Origin of the sequence: Halobaculum halobium, from assembly GCF_030127145.1 — an archaeon.
GTDB lineage: Archaea > Halobacteriota > Halobacteria > Halobacteriales > Haloferacaceae > Halobaculum > Halobaculum halobium.
Window position 1 is genome coordinate 2,227,834 of the sequence record NZ_CP126158.1, and the last position, 13,870, is coordinate 2,241,703.

General features: G+C 69.4%; 15 protein-coding genes. 8 read left to right on the forward strand and 7 right to left on the reverse strand.

Annotated features, from left to right (window positions below; translation table 11 throughout):
• Positions 1-37: 37 nt before the first annotated feature.
• Positions 38-1,186 carry a M20 family metallopeptidase gene (locus P0Y41_RS11575; protein WP_284061487.1) on the reverse strand — a complete coding sequence of 383 codons (1,149 nt, stop codon included), beginning with the start codon at positions 1,184-1,186 and terminating at the stop codon, positions 38-40.
• Positions 1,187-1,365: 179 nt separating this feature from the next.
• Between P0Y41_RS11575 and P0Y41_RS11580 the strand changes: the two genes are divergently transcribed.
• The gene (locus P0Y41_RS11580) at positions 1,366-3,255 is read left to right on the forward strand and encodes a PINc/VapC family ATPase (RefSeq protein ID WP_284061488.1); all 1,890 of its coding nucleotides are present in this window, start codon (positions 1,366-1,368) and stop codon (positions 3,253-3,255) included.
• A gap of 236 nt (positions 3,256-3,491) precedes the next feature.
• Here the strand turns inward: P0Y41_RS11580 and P0Y41_RS11585 are convergent, their stop codons facing one another.
• Complete coding sequence (locus P0Y41_RS11585) at positions 3,492-3,770, reverse strand: MarR family transcriptional regulator (protein WP_284063410.1); 279 nt, start codon at positions 3,768-3,770, stop codon at positions 3,492-3,494.
• Positions 3,771-3,885: 115 nt separating this feature from the next.
• Between P0Y41_RS11585 and P0Y41_RS11590 the strand changes: the two genes are divergently transcribed.
• Together P0Y41_RS11590 and P0Y41_RS11595 are read left to right on the forward strand one after the other, a co-directional pair.
• Positions 3,886-4,203: an EMC6-like membrane protein gene (locus P0Y41_RS11590; RefSeq protein WP_284061489.1), complete on the forward strand. Its 318-nt coding sequence runs from the start codon at positions 3,886-3,888 to the stop codon at positions 4,201-4,203.
• Complete coding sequence (locus P0Y41_RS11595; RefSeq protein ID WP_284061490.1) at positions 4,204-6,033, forward strand: ribosome biogenesis/translation initiation ATPase RLI; 1,830 nt, start codon at positions 4,204-4,206, stop codon at positions 6,031-6,033.
• A gap of 90 nt (positions 6,034-6,123) precedes the next feature.
• Here the strand turns inward: P0Y41_RS11595 and P0Y41_RS11600 are convergent, their stop codons facing one another.
• Both P0Y41_RS11600 and P0Y41_RS11605 read right to left on the reverse strand, forming a co-directional pair.
• Positions 6,124-6,576 (reverse strand): ferritin-like domain-containing protein, encoded by a 453-nt coding sequence (locus tag P0Y41_RS11600; RefSeq protein WP_284061491.1) that lies wholly within the window; start codon positions 6,574-6,576, stop codon positions 6,124-6,126.
• 103 nt (positions 6,577-6,679) lie between these two features.
• On the reverse strand, positions 6,680-7,201 hold the full coding sequence (locus tag P0Y41_RS11605) for an archaemetzincin family Zn-dependent metalloprotease (protein WP_284061492.1): 522 nt from the start codon (positions 7,199-7,201) through the stop codon (positions 6,680-6,682).
• On the opposite strand from P0Y41_RS11605, the gene P0Y41_RS11610 reads away from it, so the two are divergent.
• From P0Y41_RS11610 to P0Y41_RS11620, 3 genes are all read left to right on the forward strand, one after another.
• Positions 7,200-7,679: a UPF0146 family protein gene (locus P0Y41_RS11610; protein ID WP_284061493.1), complete on the forward strand. Its 480-nt coding sequence runs from the start codon at positions 7,200-7,202 to the stop codon at positions 7,677-7,679. The two genes, P0Y41_RS11605 and P0Y41_RS11610, sit on opposite strands and share 2 nt — an antisense overlap.
• Positions 7,680-7,786: 107 nt before the next feature.
• The gene (locus P0Y41_RS11615; protein ID WP_284061494.1) at positions 7,787-8,653 is read left to right on the forward strand and encodes a TIGR01548 family HAD-type hydrolase; all 867 of its coding nucleotides are present in this window, start codon (positions 7,787-7,789) and stop codon (positions 8,651-8,653) included.
• A gap of 7 nt (positions 8,654-8,660) precedes the next feature.
• A complete protein-coding gene (locus P0Y41_RS11620; RefSeq protein WP_284061495.1) occupies positions 8,661-8,903 on the forward strand; it encodes a DUF7534 family protein in 243 nt (80 codons plus the stop codon).
• A 41-nt stretch (positions 8,904-8,944) separates the two neighbouring features.
• Here the strand turns inward: P0Y41_RS11620 and P0Y41_RS11625 are convergent, their stop codons facing one another.
• A complete protein-coding gene (locus P0Y41_RS11625) occupies positions 8,945-9,424 on the reverse strand; it encodes a hypothetical protein (protein WP_284061496.1) in 480 nt (159 codons plus the stop codon).
• A 134-nt stretch (positions 9,425-9,558) separates the two neighbouring features.
• Here P0Y41_RS11625 and npdG point away from each other — a divergent pair, with 134 nt between their 5' ends.
• Positions 9,559-10,227 (forward strand): NADPH-dependent F420 reductase, encoded by a 669-nt coding sequence (npdG, locus tag P0Y41_RS11630; RefSeq protein WP_284061497.1) that lies wholly within the window; start codon positions 9,559-9,561, stop codon positions 10,225-10,227.
• A 30-nt stretch (positions 10,228-10,257) separates the two neighbouring features.
• Here npdG and P0Y41_RS11635 read toward each other — a convergent pair whose 3' ends face one another.
• Both P0Y41_RS11635 and P0Y41_RS11640 read right to left on the reverse strand, forming a co-directional pair.
• Positions 10,258-11,274: an NADP-dependent oxidoreductase gene (locus tag P0Y41_RS11635; RefSeq protein ID WP_284061498.1), complete on the reverse strand. Its 1,017-nt coding sequence runs from the start codon at positions 11,272-11,274 to the stop codon at positions 10,258-10,260.
• Positions 11,275-11,376: 102 nt separating this feature from the next.
• Positions 11,377-13,047 carry an NADH-quinone oxidoreductase subunit D gene (locus P0Y41_RS11640; protein WP_284061499.1) on the reverse strand — a complete coding sequence of 557 codons (1,671 nt, stop codon included), beginning with the start codon at positions 13,045-13,047 and terminating at the stop codon, positions 11,377-11,379.
• Positions 13,048-13,185: 138 nt separating this feature from the next.
• Between P0Y41_RS11640 and P0Y41_RS11645 the strand changes: the two genes are divergently transcribed.
• On the forward strand, positions 13,186-13,848 hold the full coding sequence (locus P0Y41_RS11645) for a helix-turn-helix domain-containing protein (RefSeq protein ID WP_284061500.1): 663 nt from the start codon (positions 13,186-13,188) through the stop codon (positions 13,846-13,848).
• Positions 13,849-13,870 lie beyond the last annotated feature (22 nt).

The window sequence follows — 13,870 nt, forward strand, 5'->3', positions numbered from 1 at the left end:
TTCAACTATCCGTTCGGCGAGTCCGGGCGCTCTCGGCTCACGCGAACGCGTCCGCGCCGTCCGCGACGCCGCGGTAGATCCGATAGCAGCGGTCGAGCACCGCCCACGAGACGCTCTCGGTGTCGGTGTGTGCCTCCCCGGACTCGGCGGCGCCGCAGATCACGCAGGCGGTCCCCGCGTCCGCGAGCCACCCGGCGTCGGTCGCGTGCGGTTTCACCACGTGCTCGGGCGTTCCCGACTGGGCGTCGCGGGCGGCCGCGAGCACGGCGTCGGCGAAGTCGTCGTCCGAGCAGGCCATCGGCGGGAGATCCTGTTCGACGCGCCACTCGACGCCCGCGATCGATTCGGCGCGTTCGAGCGGGGCGCGCTCGCCGGGCACGGTCCGCTCGTCGATCGTCACCTCACAGCGGTCCGGCACCACGTTCCACGCGCTCCCGCCGTCGATCTCGGTGACCGCGACGCTGCCCCGTACCGGCTCGCCCATGACCGTGGTCTCGGGGAAGTCCAGTTCGCGGACCACGTCGACGGCGTCGCAGGCGCGGTAGACGGCGTTGACGCCCTCCTCGGGGATGCTCGCGTGTGTGCTCTCGCCGGCGGCGACGAGCGTGCTCGCGCGCCGGCCCTTGTGCGCGACGACCACGTCCGTGACGCCCGCGCCAGAGTAGTCCGTCGAGCCCTCGCCGACGACGGCGAACTCGGGGGCGAAGCCGTCCTCGATGGCCGCGCGGGCGCCGACGCCGCCCAGTTCTTCTCCGACGAACGAGGCGAGGCACAGTTCCACCCCGTCGGGGTCGGCGTCGCGGAAGGCGCACATCGCGGCGGCGACGGCGCCTTTCATATCGGCGCTCCCGCGGCCGTACAGCCGGCCGTCGCGCTCCTCGAGCACGAACCGCTCCTCGCCGTCGTCGCCGACGGTCGTCTGGGACTCCGCCGGCGGCACCACGTCGTGGTGGCCGACGAGCGCGACCGTCGGCGCCTCGGGGTCGCCCGTGCGGGCGAAGACGTTGCCGTGCTCGTCGCGCTCGACGGTGTCGTCAGTCTCCGCGCGCAGCCACGACTCGATGGCGTCGCCGGCGGCGGTCGCGTCGTCGTGGCTCGGGATCGACACCAGTTCTCGCGTGAGGGCGCGGAGCCCCGGCGGTCGCTCGTCGCGGTCGGCGCCAGCGGCGGCGTCGTGGTCGCTCATACCTCGCCGGGGGAGCGGCGCGAGCATAACTCCGGCGTCGAGGGCCCGGACCGACGACAGCGGATGGGAGCGATGTCGCTGGCGATGCGGATCGGCCGTGGCCCCGACGCGTGCGTCCCACCCTTGCGGTGGTCACCGCGTGCAAGCAGTCTTAAACGGCTCGCGGCCGCACGACCGATATGAACGTCGTGCCGGACACGAGCGCGGTCATCGACGGCCGCGTGTCGGAGCGCGTCGCGGACGGGGACTACCACGGGGCGACTGTCTACGTCCCGGAGGCCGTGGTCGGCGAACTGGAAGCGCAGGCCAACGCCGGCTACGACACCGGCTGGGACGGGCTCGCCGAACTCCAGCGGATCGCCGAACTCGCCGACGAGGGGGCCATCACCGCCGAGTTCGTCGGTCGCCGCCCCACCGTCGCCGAGCAGGAGGGCGCCGGGGAGGGCGACATCGACGCCCTGATCCGCGAGTTGGCGGTCGAACACGACGCCGTGTTGCTCACTTCCGACTTCGTGCAGGCGGAGACGGGGAAGGCGACCGGCCTCGACGTGCAGTACGTCGAGCCGGTCCCCCGCGGCGTCACCCAGGACGACGGGCTCGACATCGAGCGCTTCTTCACCGAGGACACGATGTCGGTTCACCTCAAGACCGGCACCCACCCGAAGGCCAAGCGCGGCGACATCACCGACCTCCGCTACGTCCACATCGACGAGGTCGACGGGCCCAGCGACGAGGAGCAGATGGCCGCGTGGGCCGACGAGATCGAGGCGACCGCGCGGGCGTCGAACCAGGGATTCATCGAGCTGTCTGAGCCGGGAATGACGATCGTCCAGTACCGCAACTACCGGATCGCGGTCGCGCGCCCGCCGTTCGCGGACGCCATCGAGATCACGGCGGTCCGGCCGATCGCGAAGACGACGCTCGACGACTACGAGTTCGCCGACGAACTGCGCGATCGCTTCACCGAGCGCCAGCGCGGCGTGCTCATCGCCGGCGCGCCCGGCGCCGGGAAGTCGACGTTCGCGCAGGCGGTCGCGGAGTTCCTCAACGACAGCGACTACGCGGTGAAGACGATGGAGAAGCCGCGCGACCTACAGGTGAGCGAGGAGATCACCCAGTACACCGCGCTCGGCGGCGACATGGCGAACACGGCGGACTCGCTGCTGCTCGTCCGCCCGGACTACACCATCTACGACGAGGTGCGCAAGACCCACGACTTCGAGGTGTTCGCGGACATGCGCCTCGCGGGCGTCGGGATGGTCGGCGTCACCCACGCGACGCGCGCCATCGACGCGCTCCAGCGGCTCGTCGGCCGCGTTGAACTCGGGATGATCCCGCAGGTCGTCGACACCGTCGTGTTCATCGAGGCCGGCGCGGTCGACACCGTCTACGACGTGACGACGCAGGTGAAGGTTCCCGAGGGCCTCACCGCCGAGGACCTCTCGCGGCCGGTGATCCAAGTTGTCGACTTCGAAACCGGCACGCCGGAGTACGAGATCTACACGTTCAACAACCAGGTCGTCACGGTACCGCTCGACGGCGCCGACGGCGGGGGCGGCGAGACCGGCGTCGGCCGCATCGCCAAACAGGAGATCGAACGCGAGATCCGATCGGTCGCCCGCGGCCACGTCGACGTGGAGCTCAAGGGCCAGAACGACGCCGTCGTCTACGTCGAGGAAGACGACATCAGCTACGTGATCGGCAAGGGCGGCGGCCGGATCACCGACATCGAGAACCGACTCGGCATCGACATCGACGTGCGCACCCACGCCGATCGTCCCGGGGGCGCGGGCGGCGACGACGCCGGAGCTGCGGGTGCGGGCGCCCCCGGCTCGACGCCGAAGCCACAGGGGGAGGTCGTCCAACCGGAGATCACGAGTCGCCACGTCGTGATCCGGATGGACGAGCACGTCGGCGAGACCGTCGAGGTCCGCGCGGACGACGAGTACCTGTTCACCGCGACCGTCGGTCGCGGCGGCGACATCCAGGTCTCGCGGGGGAGCGCCATCGCCGAGGAACTGGAGGACGCCATCGACCGCAAGCAGGCGATCACCGTCGTCCCCGCCTGAGCGCGTCGCGGGCGCTGGGGCTCTTCTGTGCTCTCGGGGCTGACACCGGGACTCACTGTCCGCCAGCGCGCGCCGCCGAGTCACGGTATTTCGCGTGTCGACGCGCGGTCGTCGTCACCGCATGCGCCGGAGTGGATCCGCCATCCGGGTTCAAGATTCGCGAGCGGTTCAGACGGAGAGCGTCGCTCGACGGACGGATGCCGGCGTGAGAAGGCGCGTCGACTCTGTCGTCGGCGTTACTCCGCGCAGCAGGCTTCGCGACCGCCGTCGGCCTCAGCCTTCTGGGGGGCGTCGAGTCGGTAGAGGTTCTGTCGAGCGTCGGCGAAGTAGACGTCCTCGTCGACGATCCCGATGTTTTCGAGCCGTTCGAGTGCGTAGCGGACGGTCCGCGCAGACAGCATCGACTCCTCGACGATGCCTTTCTGTGTCAACGGTCCGTTGTACTCGAGTACTTTGAACACGAGCTTCGCGCTGGGAGGGAGATCATCGAGGGACTCCTCGTCGGTTCCGGCCATCATTACGAATCGAAACACGGAGTGCTCATAAAGGTACACCGAACATTATTCGGTGTCTCTGCTCGGCCATCGGCCAAGCGAACCCCTTTTGTCGCCGGCTGGCGGACCTACGGCCATGGCTACGGAAACAGCTTCGGGGCTCTCCGATCACCTGCGCGGGGTGACCGTCACCACCGTCGCGTGTTTGGCGGGGATCGCCGCGGCGCTCGTCTCCGCCTCGCTCCCGGTCCTCGGGGTCGGCGTCGACGCCGCGACGAACCGGCTCGCGCTCCTGGTGGTCGCGGCCGCGGTCTTCGTGCAGATACCGCTGCTGAAGATCCTCGGGGTCGAAATCGAGGACTTCGGCATCAAGGACAACCTCTACGTGGCGTTCATGACCTTCACGCTGTGGTTCATCTCCTACGGCGTCATCCTCTCGGCAAACCTCCGATAGATGGCCGACGACAGCATCGCGGTCGTCGACCTCGATCGGTGCTCGCCCGACCGGTGTAACTACGAGTGCGCGAACTTCTGTCCGCCCAACCGCACCGGGAAGGACTGCATCGTCGAGCGCGGCGACCACTACGCGGAGGACGAACCGTACGATGGCGGTCCCGACCAGGTGTGGATATCCGAGGAGATCTGCCTGGGCGAGACGTGCGGCATCTGCGTCGAGAAGTGTCCCTTCGACGCCATCGAGATCATCAACCTCCCCTCCGAACTTGAGAACGATCCGGTCCACCGCTATGGCGACAACGCGTTCGGGCTGTACGGGCTGCCGGTGCCCGAGGCCGGCAACGTGACGGGGATCCTCGGTCCCAACGGGATCGGGAAGTCGACGGCGGTGAAGATGCTCTCGGGCGAGCTTGTCCCGAATCTCGGCGCCCATGCCGAGGAGGCGAACTGGGACGCGGTCCTGGAGCGGTTCAAGGGGACGGAGCTGCAGAACTACATCGAGCGCGTCATCGACGGCGAGGTCACCGTGGCACGCAAGCCGCAGTACGTCGATCAGATCCCCAAGCAGTTCGACGGCAACACCCGCGAGTTGCTGGAGCGCACCGACGAGCGCGGCGTGCTCGACTCGCTCGTGGAGCGGCTCTCGATCGGGCCGGTGATGGACCAGGACATCGACTCCATCTCCGGCGGGGAGCTCCAGCGCGTCGCGCTGGCGGCGACGCTCGCGCGCGACGCGGACTTCTACTTCCTCGACGAGATCACGCCGTATCTGGACATCGGCCAGCGGATGACCGCCGCGCGGCTCATCCGCGAACTCGCCGACGACGGCGACCGCTCGATGATGGTCGTCGAGCACGACCTCGCGATCTTAGACCTGCTGGCGGACACGCTCCACGTCACCTACGGCGAGCCGGGTGCGTACGGTGTCGTCACCGACCCCAAGTCCACCCGCAACGGCATCAACGAGTACCTGAAGGGGTATCTCGACAACGAGAACATGCGGATCCGACCGGACTCGATCACCTTCGATCAACACGCGCCCCGCGAGATCACGCGCTCGCAGGTGCTGTTCGAGTACCCCGACCTCGCAAAGTCGTACGGCGACGGGGAGTTCTCGCTGGAGATCGACGGGGGCGCCGTCCACGAGTCGGAGGTGCTGGGCATCGTCGGCCCGAACGGGATCGGGAAGTCGACGATGGCGAAGCTGTTCGCCGGGCAGTTGGAGCCCGACGAGGGCGCCCTCGACGTCGACCTCGACATCGCCTACAAGCCGCAGTACATCGAGATCGACCAGCCGATTCGCGTCGACGCGTTCCTCTCGTCGATCGCCGACGACTTCGGCTCCTCCTACTGGGACACCGAGATCGCGCGCCCGCTCCAGCTCAATCCGATCATGGAGCAGAACCTCACCGACCTCTCTGGCGGGGAGCGCCAGCGCGTCGCCATCGCGGCGTGCCTCTCGGAGGACGCCGACCTCTACCTCCTTGACGAGCCGTCGGCCCACCTCGACGTGGAACAGCGCGTGCAGGCGACGACCGCTATCCGCCGGTACGCCGAGAACCACGACGCGACGGTAATGGTCATCGACCACGACATCTACATGATCGACCTACTCGCCGACCGGCTCATGGTGTTCGACGGCGAGCCGGCGGTGAAGGGACACGCGACCCAGCCACAGGAGATGCGCTCGGGGATGAACGAGTTCCTCGGCGACCTCGACATCACGTTCCGCCGCGACGAGCGGACGGGTCGCCCCCGGATCAACAAGCCCGGATCGCAACTCGACCGCCAGCAGAAGCGCGACGGCGAGTACTACTACTCCGGGTAGATCTCGACTGGACTGCTCGACGTCCGGTTCCCGTTCTCCGTCGGATGATCGGCCGTGCCGATGGCGGTGCCGCTCAGTCCGCCCTCCTATCTACTCGCGCTTGTACTCCTTGCGGTACCCTTTGAACTCCGTGCGGTGGGCCTCCTCGTCCGAGAGGATCGTCACCGCAAGGTCCTCGGTGACGGGGTCGTTTGCCGCCTCCGCCGCGTCGATGAGATCGCGGTACAGCGCGATGGCGTCCTCCTCGGCGTCGATGACGCCGTCGATCACCGACAGCACGTCTGTGGAGTCCTCGGGCGGCTGGAGCGAGTGCTGGTTCGCGGTGAACTCCGCCGAGCCCGGCGGGCGCGCGTCGAGTTGCTTCAGTCGGTTGCCGAGCTGTTCGGCGTGGGTCAGTTCCTCCTGGATATCCGTCTGGAGGCTCTCTTTGATCTCCTCGGCGCGGACGCCGTCGAGGACGATGGCGTTCGTCTGGTAGTTCATCACCGTCTCCATCTCGTCGCCGTACGCCTTGCGCAGCAGGTCGATGACTTCCTGAGACATGACGACTCGATATCGTCGCCGCACGGACATATAGCTGTTCGCCGGGTCGCACGTCCGTCGCGGAGAACCGCAAACGCGGGCCGACCGAAGCCGGTTCGCCGGGCTACAGGTACTCGCGGGCGCAGGTGCCACAGAGGTGCTCTTCTTTCACGTCGACCTCGCGCACCGTCGGGGAGAAGGACATGACGCACTTGCTGTTGTCGCAGTGCTCCAGCCCGAGCGTGTGACCGATCTCGTGGACGATCTCTTTTCGGACGCGGTCCGAGAACACCTCCGAGGAGGGCTTGGAGCTGACGCCGCCGTCTGAGGACGTCTGGAGGCGGTAGGTGGAGACGACCGAGCCGTTGCCGTTGAGGTAGGCGAGCCCGAACACGTAGTTACGCCGGCGGTAGTACAGGTCCTGCGGGGTGATACCGATGTTCTTCTCGCCGCTGCCTGTCCGCGAGACGAGCTCGATGAACTGCTCGGCGCGGTACTGGTTGCGGCTGCGATCGTACGCGCCCTCGGGGATCGACTGCTCGTCGTGAACCGTCACGTCGCAGTCGTACACCGAGCGGAGACCCGCCGACGCCTCGCGCTTCACCTGCGCGGAGACGTCCCCGATGGGCACGATGTCGACAAGCATGAGCGTGCTTATGACGGGTGCGAACATAAGTTACCCGCCCGTGTTCGACGATCGTCGCGCCGCAGTCGCCCGGAAACTCGCGAAGTTCGGACGGCTCTGTGAGGTCGGAATCGGCGAGCGCCACGGGGTGGCGGCCGCCCTCGCGAGCGACGGGTGCGCCGTAACTGGAACGGACGTCGTGGACCGCGATCCGCCGGACTGCATCGAATTCGTCCGCGACGACGTCGTCGCCGCCGCCGAGCGCGCCGCCGGAGACGGCGGTCCCGGCCCCCACTACCGCGTCGACTGCGTGTACGCGCTCAACTGCCCGCCCGAGTTGCATCGGCCGCTCGTCCGCGTCGCCGCCGGGGTCGACGCCGCCTGCGCGTTCACCACGCTCGGCGGCGACCCGCCCGCCGTCGACGTGACGCCGCTGGCGCTGTCCGACGGCGACACGCTGTACGTCGCTCGCGATCCCGAGGGCGTGCTGATCGACTGACCGACGCCGGCGTCCCCACCAGTCGTTCCCCACGAACCGCGTCGCACTGCGCCGCCCAACCGCACGGAGTCGCAACGCCCATACGCCGGCCACCCCCTCCCGTTCGTATGCGAGTCGACACGGTCGTGCTGGACGTGGACGGGGTGCTCGTCGACGTGGCCGATTCCTACCGCCGGGCGGTCGTCGAGAGCGTCGAGCGCTTGTACGGCGACACCCTCGCGCGCGAGGACCTGCAGGCATTCAAAAACGCCGGCGGCTTCAACAACGACTGGGAGCTGAGCGACGCCGTCGCGCTGTACGTCCTCGCGCGCGAGCGCGGGCTCGAGGCGAGCGTCGACGCGTTCACCGACGAGATCGCCGCCAACGGAACCGGACTCGCGGGCGCCCGAGCGACGGTCCGCGACGCCCTCGGCGACGACGCGGCCGACGGGATCGAAGCCCGGTGGGACCCCGACGAGATCCGCGAGACGTTCCAAGCGCTGTACCTCGGAACCGAGCTGTACCGCGACATCGAGGGGACCGAGCCGCCGTTCGACGCGCCGGGGTTCATCCACGACGAGCCGGTCATTCTGACCGGGGCGACCGCCGACGCGCTCGTCGAGCGCTACCCGGTGTGCGTCCTCACCGGTCGTCCCGCCGCGGAGGCCGACATCGCCCTCGACCGCGCCGGACTCGACGTCGCGGCCGACCGGCGCTTCACGATGGACGACTGGGAGGAGGGCAAGCCGCATCCCCGCGCGCTCGTGACGCTGGCCGAGCGCACCGGCGCCGACCGAGTCGCGTTCGTCGGCGACACCCTCGACGACGTGCGAACCGCGGTCAACGCCGACGCCGCGGACGACTCGACGGCGTATTACGGGATCGGCGTCCTCACGGGCGGACTCACCGGCGACGACGGTCGCGCGAAGTACGCCGACGCCGGCGCCAGCGCGGTGGTCGACAGCGTGAACGACCTGCCCGACCTGCTGGAGTGAGCCGCGAATGAGCGACGCGGGAGCCGCGGACGGGGGAGGCGAACGCCCGGACCGTCGAACCAAGACCACGCGAGTCGTCCAGTTCCTCACGTTCGTCGCGATGCTCGACCTGCTCGCGCTCGCGCTGGCGACGCAGTTCGTCCCCCCGGACCGGGTGACGCTGGCGATCACGGTCGGGCCGATGCTCGTCGTGTCGCCGGTGCTGGCGTACTGGTTCGTGTACCAGCGCGGCGCCGGAGCCGAGCGATAGCCGGCTACCGCGCTCGGACCGCGTTCTCGGGCCGTCCGCGGTCACTCATCGAGCGACAGCACCCGGGTCCGGCCGCCCGGATCGAACACCGCCAGGTCGCGTCCGGCGGCGCGCGCCCGGTCGCGCAGTTCCCGCGCCAGCGCGACCGTCTCGGCCCGCTCGTCGTCCGACCGGAACGCCAGCCGAACGTCCTCGCTCCGGCCGTCGACGCGGAGGTGCAGCGAGAAGCCGGTCGGTCGCACGAACGGGGCGAGCCCCGCGAGGTCGCCGTACCGGACCCGCACCGCCTCCGGGTCGTGAGTCGCCTCGGTCCGCGAGACCGCGTGCGGATCGTACAGCCCGAGCGACTCCGGCAGATCGGCGAGGAGCCCGTTCGCCGCGCCGGCAAGCAGCCGCGTGAGGCGGCCGTGGCGGGTCGGCGCCAGCAGGAGGGCGTCGTCGCCGAGGAACGCCCGCCCCGGACGGGCGCGGTCGTCGGGCGTCGGGCGGAGGAGGACGTCGACGGCGTCGGGGACGGCCATACCTCGGCGTGTTTGCCCACCCGTATCAACGCGGCGCCGCGGCCGGGGCAGTCACCGGCGCGTCGATCCTCCCGGTACCGTCAGCCCTGTCCGGTCACGCAACGCTTACTCCCGACCCGCCCGCAGGTCCGCCCATGCGAATCGCGCTACTCGGCGGCACCGGCGACATCGGCGAGGGGCTCGCCGTGCGCTGGGGCCGCGACACGGACCACGAACTGCTCGTCGGCTCCCGGGACCCCGAGAAGGCCCGCGCCGCCGCGGACGACTACGCCGGGACGGTCGCCGACGCCGGCGGCGACGCGACGGTCAAGGGCTTCGACAACGCGATGGCGGCCGACCGCGCCGACGTGGTCGTGCTCGCGGTCCCGCCGTACCACGTCGCCGACACGGTCGAGGCGGTCGCGGATACCTTGGACGACGACGACGTGGTCGTCACCCCCGCCGCGGGGATGAAGCGCGAGGACGACGGCTTCCACTACCACCCGCCGAGCGCCGGAAGCGTGACCGCGCTCGTCCGGGATGCGGTCCCCGACGCAGTTCCGGTCGTCGGCGCGTTCCATAATCTCGCGGCCGGGCGCCTCTCGGACCTCTCGCAGGAGTTGGGAATCGACACGCTCGTCGTCGCGGACGACGACGACGCGGCGGCGACGGTGTCGCGGCTGGCCGAGGAGATCGAGGGGCTGCGCGCGCTGTCGGCGGGCGGGCTCTCGAACGCCGCCGAGGTGGAGTCGCTCACGCCGCTGCTCATCAACGTCGCGACGAACAACGACGACCTGCACGATCTGGGCGTCCGGTTCGACTGACGATCCGCGGGAACCGGGTCGGCGGTCGGGCTACTTGCCCGCCTCCGCCTCGGCGACCTTCACTACCTGCTTGCCGACGTTCTCGCCCTCGAACAGCCCGAGGAACGCCTCCGGCGCGTGCTCCAGTCCCTCGGTGACCGTCTCGCGGTACTGCAGGTCGCCGGCGGCGACCAGCGAGGCGAGGTGTTCGGTCGCCTCGCGGAACCGCGGGGCGAAGTCGCGCACGAGCAGTCCCTCGACGCGGGCGCGCGCCTCGATGAGCTTGCCGAGCTTTCGCGGGCCCGTCGGCAGCTCCTCGTCGTTGTACAGCGCGATCTGCCCGCAGACCGCGACGCGGGCGTCGACGTTCAGTCGGCTCCACACCGCGTCGGTGACCGGGCCGCCGACGTTGTCGTAGTACACGTCGACGCCGTCGGCGACTTCGTCGAGGCGTGCACCCACGTCCTCCCGCTTGTAGTTGATCGCCGCGGTGAATCCAAGGTCATCGGTGAGCCAGTCGCACTTCTCGTCGGAGCCGGCGATACCGACGACGTTCGCGCCCTGCAACTCGCCGAGCTGACCGACGACCGAGCCGACTGCGCCGGCGGCCCCGGAGACGACCATCCAGTCGTCGGCCTTCGGCTCGGCGACCTCGCGGGTACCGAAGTAGGCCGTGCGGCCGGGCATGCCGAGCACGCCGAGCGCGGTAGAGACGGGGAGGCCGCCGGTGTCGACGGGCGTAAGGTCGGACCCTTCGGCGGTCGCGTACTCGGCCCACGGGAGTTCGCCGACGACGGTGTCGCCCGGCTCGAAGCCGGCGCCGTTGGACTCGACGACCTCACAGACGGCGCCGCCGCGGAGCGGGTCGTCGACGCCCCACGGCTGAGCGTACGACTCGCCGGCGCGCATCCGGTCGCGCATGTACGGGTCGACCGAGAGGTACAGCACGCGCACGAGCGCCTCGCCGGGCGCGGGATCGGGCCGCTCGACCTCGCGGAGGTCGAAGGTGGCTGCGCTCGGGACGCCCTCGGGTCGCTGTGCGAGGTGGAACCGCCTGTTGTCGGACATGCACCGGTCGACGGCCGCCCGGCGCGTAACCCTTCGGGAACGGGAGACGACGCGCCGGCGGTTTCCGCCCGTCAGTGGGCCGTCGCGGTCGGCCGATCCGTGTCAGCGGTCGACCTCGCCCATGATCGTGTCCAAGCTTCCGAGGCTCGCGATGAGGTCGGGGACGTGTTCGCCCTCGGCCATCTCCGGCAGCGCCTGGAGGTTCGAGAACGACGGCCCGCGGATCTTGAAGCGGGCCGGCTCGTCTGTCCCGTCGGCGCGGACGTAGATGCCGAGCTCGCCCTTCGCCGCTTCGACGGCGGTGTACACTTCGGTGTCGTCGTCGGGCTTGATCGTTCTGGGGACGTTCGCCTGCACCGAGCGATCGGGTTCAGGCCACCCTTCGAGGAGGTCGATACACTGCTCGATGATCTTTGCCGACTCCTCCATCTCCCGAAGCCTGACCTGCAGTCGAGCGAAGTTGTCGCCGGCGTCCTCGGTGACGACGCTCCAATCCAACTCCTCGTAGTAGCCGTACGGGTCGTCGCGGCGGAGGTCGTAGTCGACGCCGGACCCGCGGAGGACCGGCCCCGTGCAGCCGTAGTTCTTGGCGACCTTCGGCGGCAGCACGCCCGTGTCGATCGTCCGGATCTGGATGATCTCGTTGCCAGTGAGCAGGTCGTGAAACTCCGCGAGGCGTCGGGGCAGATCGTCGAGGAAGTCGCGGGTCTTCTCGAAGAACTCCTCGCGGGGTTCGGGCAGATCCCACGCGACCCCGCCGAGTCGGAAGTAGTTGAACATGAGTCGCTGGCCCGTCAGATCCTCTAAGATGTTCTGCACCGTCTCGCGCTCGGTGATGGCGTACATGAACGTCGCTGTGAAGTCGCCGGCCACGTCGAGCGCGTACGCACCCACCGCGAGCAGGTGCGAGAGGATCCGCGACAGCTCGGCGGCCATCGTCCGGACGACCTGCGCGTACTCGGGCACCTCGATGTCCGCGAGCGTTTCGGCGACCCGCGCGTAGGCCCACTCGTTGAGCAGGCCGCCGCCGCCCCAGTCCCAGCGGTCGGGGTACGGCATGATCTGGTGGCGGTAGGTGCCGTTCTGGCACATCTGTTCCTCACAGCGGTGGATGTAGCCGATGTCCGGCTCCACGTCGACGACTTGTTCCCCGTCCAGCGTCGCCTCCAGGTGCATTACCCCGTGGGTCGCGGGGTGGTGCGGCCCGATGTTGAGCATCATGGTATCCGTGTCCTGCTCGGAGCGGGTGTCCGCGTCTAGGGGGTTGGCGTTCTCGTCGAATCTGACGATCTGGGGGCGAGTCCGATCGTAGTCCTTCGCGAGCGGGTGTCCCTGCCAGGTTTCGGGGAGGAGGATGCGGCGGAGGTCGGGGTGGTCGTCGTAGTCGATGCCGATCAGGTCGTACGCCTCGCGCTCGTGCCAGTCGGCCGTTCGGAAGACGGGCTCGGCCGACTCGCTGACCGGATTCTCACGGTCGGCAGGGACGACGACGCTGACCTCCTGGGTCGGGTCGTCGAACTTTTTCAGGTGGTAGATGGACTCGTAGCGGTCCTCGTACTCCTGGGCGGTGACACACGAGAGGTGGTCGTAGCCCGCCTCGGTTTTCAGCGTCGAGAGTACGTCCTGGACCGCATCCGGTCGGATCACGTACCCCGGCGCGTTTAGGTGCTCCTCGCGACCGATGACGTGATCGCCCAGCAGCTCCGCCAGCTCGTCGGGGGCCGTCGTCGCGTCGTCGCCGTCGAGTCGGTCCGCGGTCGTCTGTGTGCTCATGGATGGGGAATACCGACGGCGCCGCGGGGGAACGGCGGCGGATCGTCGGTCGTGGAAGACGATCGATCGCCCGGACTGCTGGTCGTTTTCCCGCACATCTGGGGTCATTTATTACCCGGGCGTGTGGATCGCCCGGGCGTGAAAACGCTCGCCCTCCGACTCACTCCCGACGAGGCGTCGACGCACCCGATGCACGCGTTCGTCGCCGAGCACCCCGAGTTCGGCCCGACTCGACTCCTCCAGTGGAACCCGCGGATCGGCGAGACGAACATCCTGTTGTTCCATATCGACGGTCCGCCCGAACCGTTCCTCCCCGCCCTAGACGGCGTCGGCACGGCGGAAGTCGTCGAGCCCTCGGCTGAGTCCACCGTCGACGGCTTCTACCTGTACGTCCGCGAGCGCCTCACCGACCGCGACCGCGGACTCGTCGAGGCGTTCGCCGACGAGAACGTCGTGGTCGTCCCGCCGGTCGTCTACGACACCGACGGCTCGATGCGATTCTCCGTCGTCGGGACCGGCGACGCGGTCGGCGGGGCGATCGACCGGACGCCCGAGGGCGTAGACGTGTCGGTCCGCCGGGTTCGCAGCGGCGCCGGCGCGGCAGTCGATCCCGGCGCGGGACTCACCGACCGCCAACGGGAGGTGGTCGCCGCCGCCGTCGAGGCCGGCTACTACGAGGAGCCCCGAGAGGCGACGGTGGTGGACGTCGCAGAGCGCCTCGACTGTGCACCGAGCACGGCGGCCGAGCACATCCGCCGGGCGGAATCGACGCTCGTGCGGGGCGCCGTCGACGATCGGTAACGCCCGGCGGAACGCGGCGCCC

Excerpts from the sequence above, each read along its gene's own strand:
- P0Y41_RS11580 (WP_284061488.1), top strand. The coding sequence starts at position 1,366 with ATGAACGTCGTGCCGGACACGAGCGCGGTCATCGACGGCCGCGTGTCG.
- P0Y41_RS11625 (WP_284061496.1), bottom strand. The coding sequence starts at position 9,424 with ATGGCCGTCCCCGACGCCGTCGACGTCCTCCTCCGCCCGACGCCCGAC.
- P0Y41_RS11600 (WP_284061491.1), bottom strand. The coding sequence starts at position 6,576 with ATGTCTCAGGAAGTCATCGACCTGCTGCGCAAGGCGTACGGCGACGAG.
- P0Y41_RS11590 (WP_284061489.1), top strand. The coding sequence starts at position 3,886 with ATGGCTACGGAAACAGCTTCGGGGCTCTCCGATCACCTGCGCGGGGTG.
- P0Y41_RS11620 (WP_284061495.1), top strand. The coding sequence starts at position 8,661 with ATGAGCGACGCGGGAGCCGCGGACGGGGGAGGCGAACGCCCGGACCGT.
- P0Y41_RS11585 (WP_284063410.1), bottom strand. The coding sequence starts at position 3,770 with ATGGCCGGAACCGACGAGGAGTCCCTCGATGATCTCCCTCCCAGCGCG.
- P0Y41_RS11595 (WP_284061490.1), top strand. The coding sequence starts at position 4,204 with ATGGCCGACGACAGCATCGCGGTCGTCGACCTCGATCGGTGCTCGCCC.
- P0Y41_RS11605 (WP_284061492.1), bottom strand. The coding sequence starts at position 7,201 with ATGCTTGTCGACATCGTGCCCATCGGGGACGTCTCCGCGCAGGTGAAG.
- P0Y41_RS11575 (WP_284061487.1), bottom strand. The coding sequence starts at position 1,186 with ATGAGCGACCACGACGCCGCCGCTGGCGCCGACCGCGACGAGCGACCG.
- P0Y41_RS11635 (WP_284061498.1), bottom strand. The coding sequence starts at position 11,274 with ATGTCCGACAACAGGCGGTTCCACCTCGCACAGCGACCCGAGGGCGTC.
- P0Y41_RS11615 (WP_284061494.1), top strand. The coding sequence starts at position 7,787 with ATGCGAGTCGACACGGTCGTGCTGGACGTGGACGGGGTGCTCGTCGAC.
- P0Y41_RS11610 (WP_284061493.1), top strand. The coding sequence starts at position 7,200 with ATGAGCGTGCTTATGACGGGTGCGAACATAAGTTACCCGCCCGTGTTC.
- P0Y41_RS11640 (WP_284061499.1), bottom strand. The coding sequence starts at position 13,047 with ATGAGCACACAGACGACCGCGGACCGACTCGACGGCGACGACGCGACG.
- npdG (WP_284061497.1), top strand. The coding sequence starts at position 9,559 with ATGCGAATCGCGCTACTCGGCGGCACCGGCGACATCGGCGAGGGGCTC.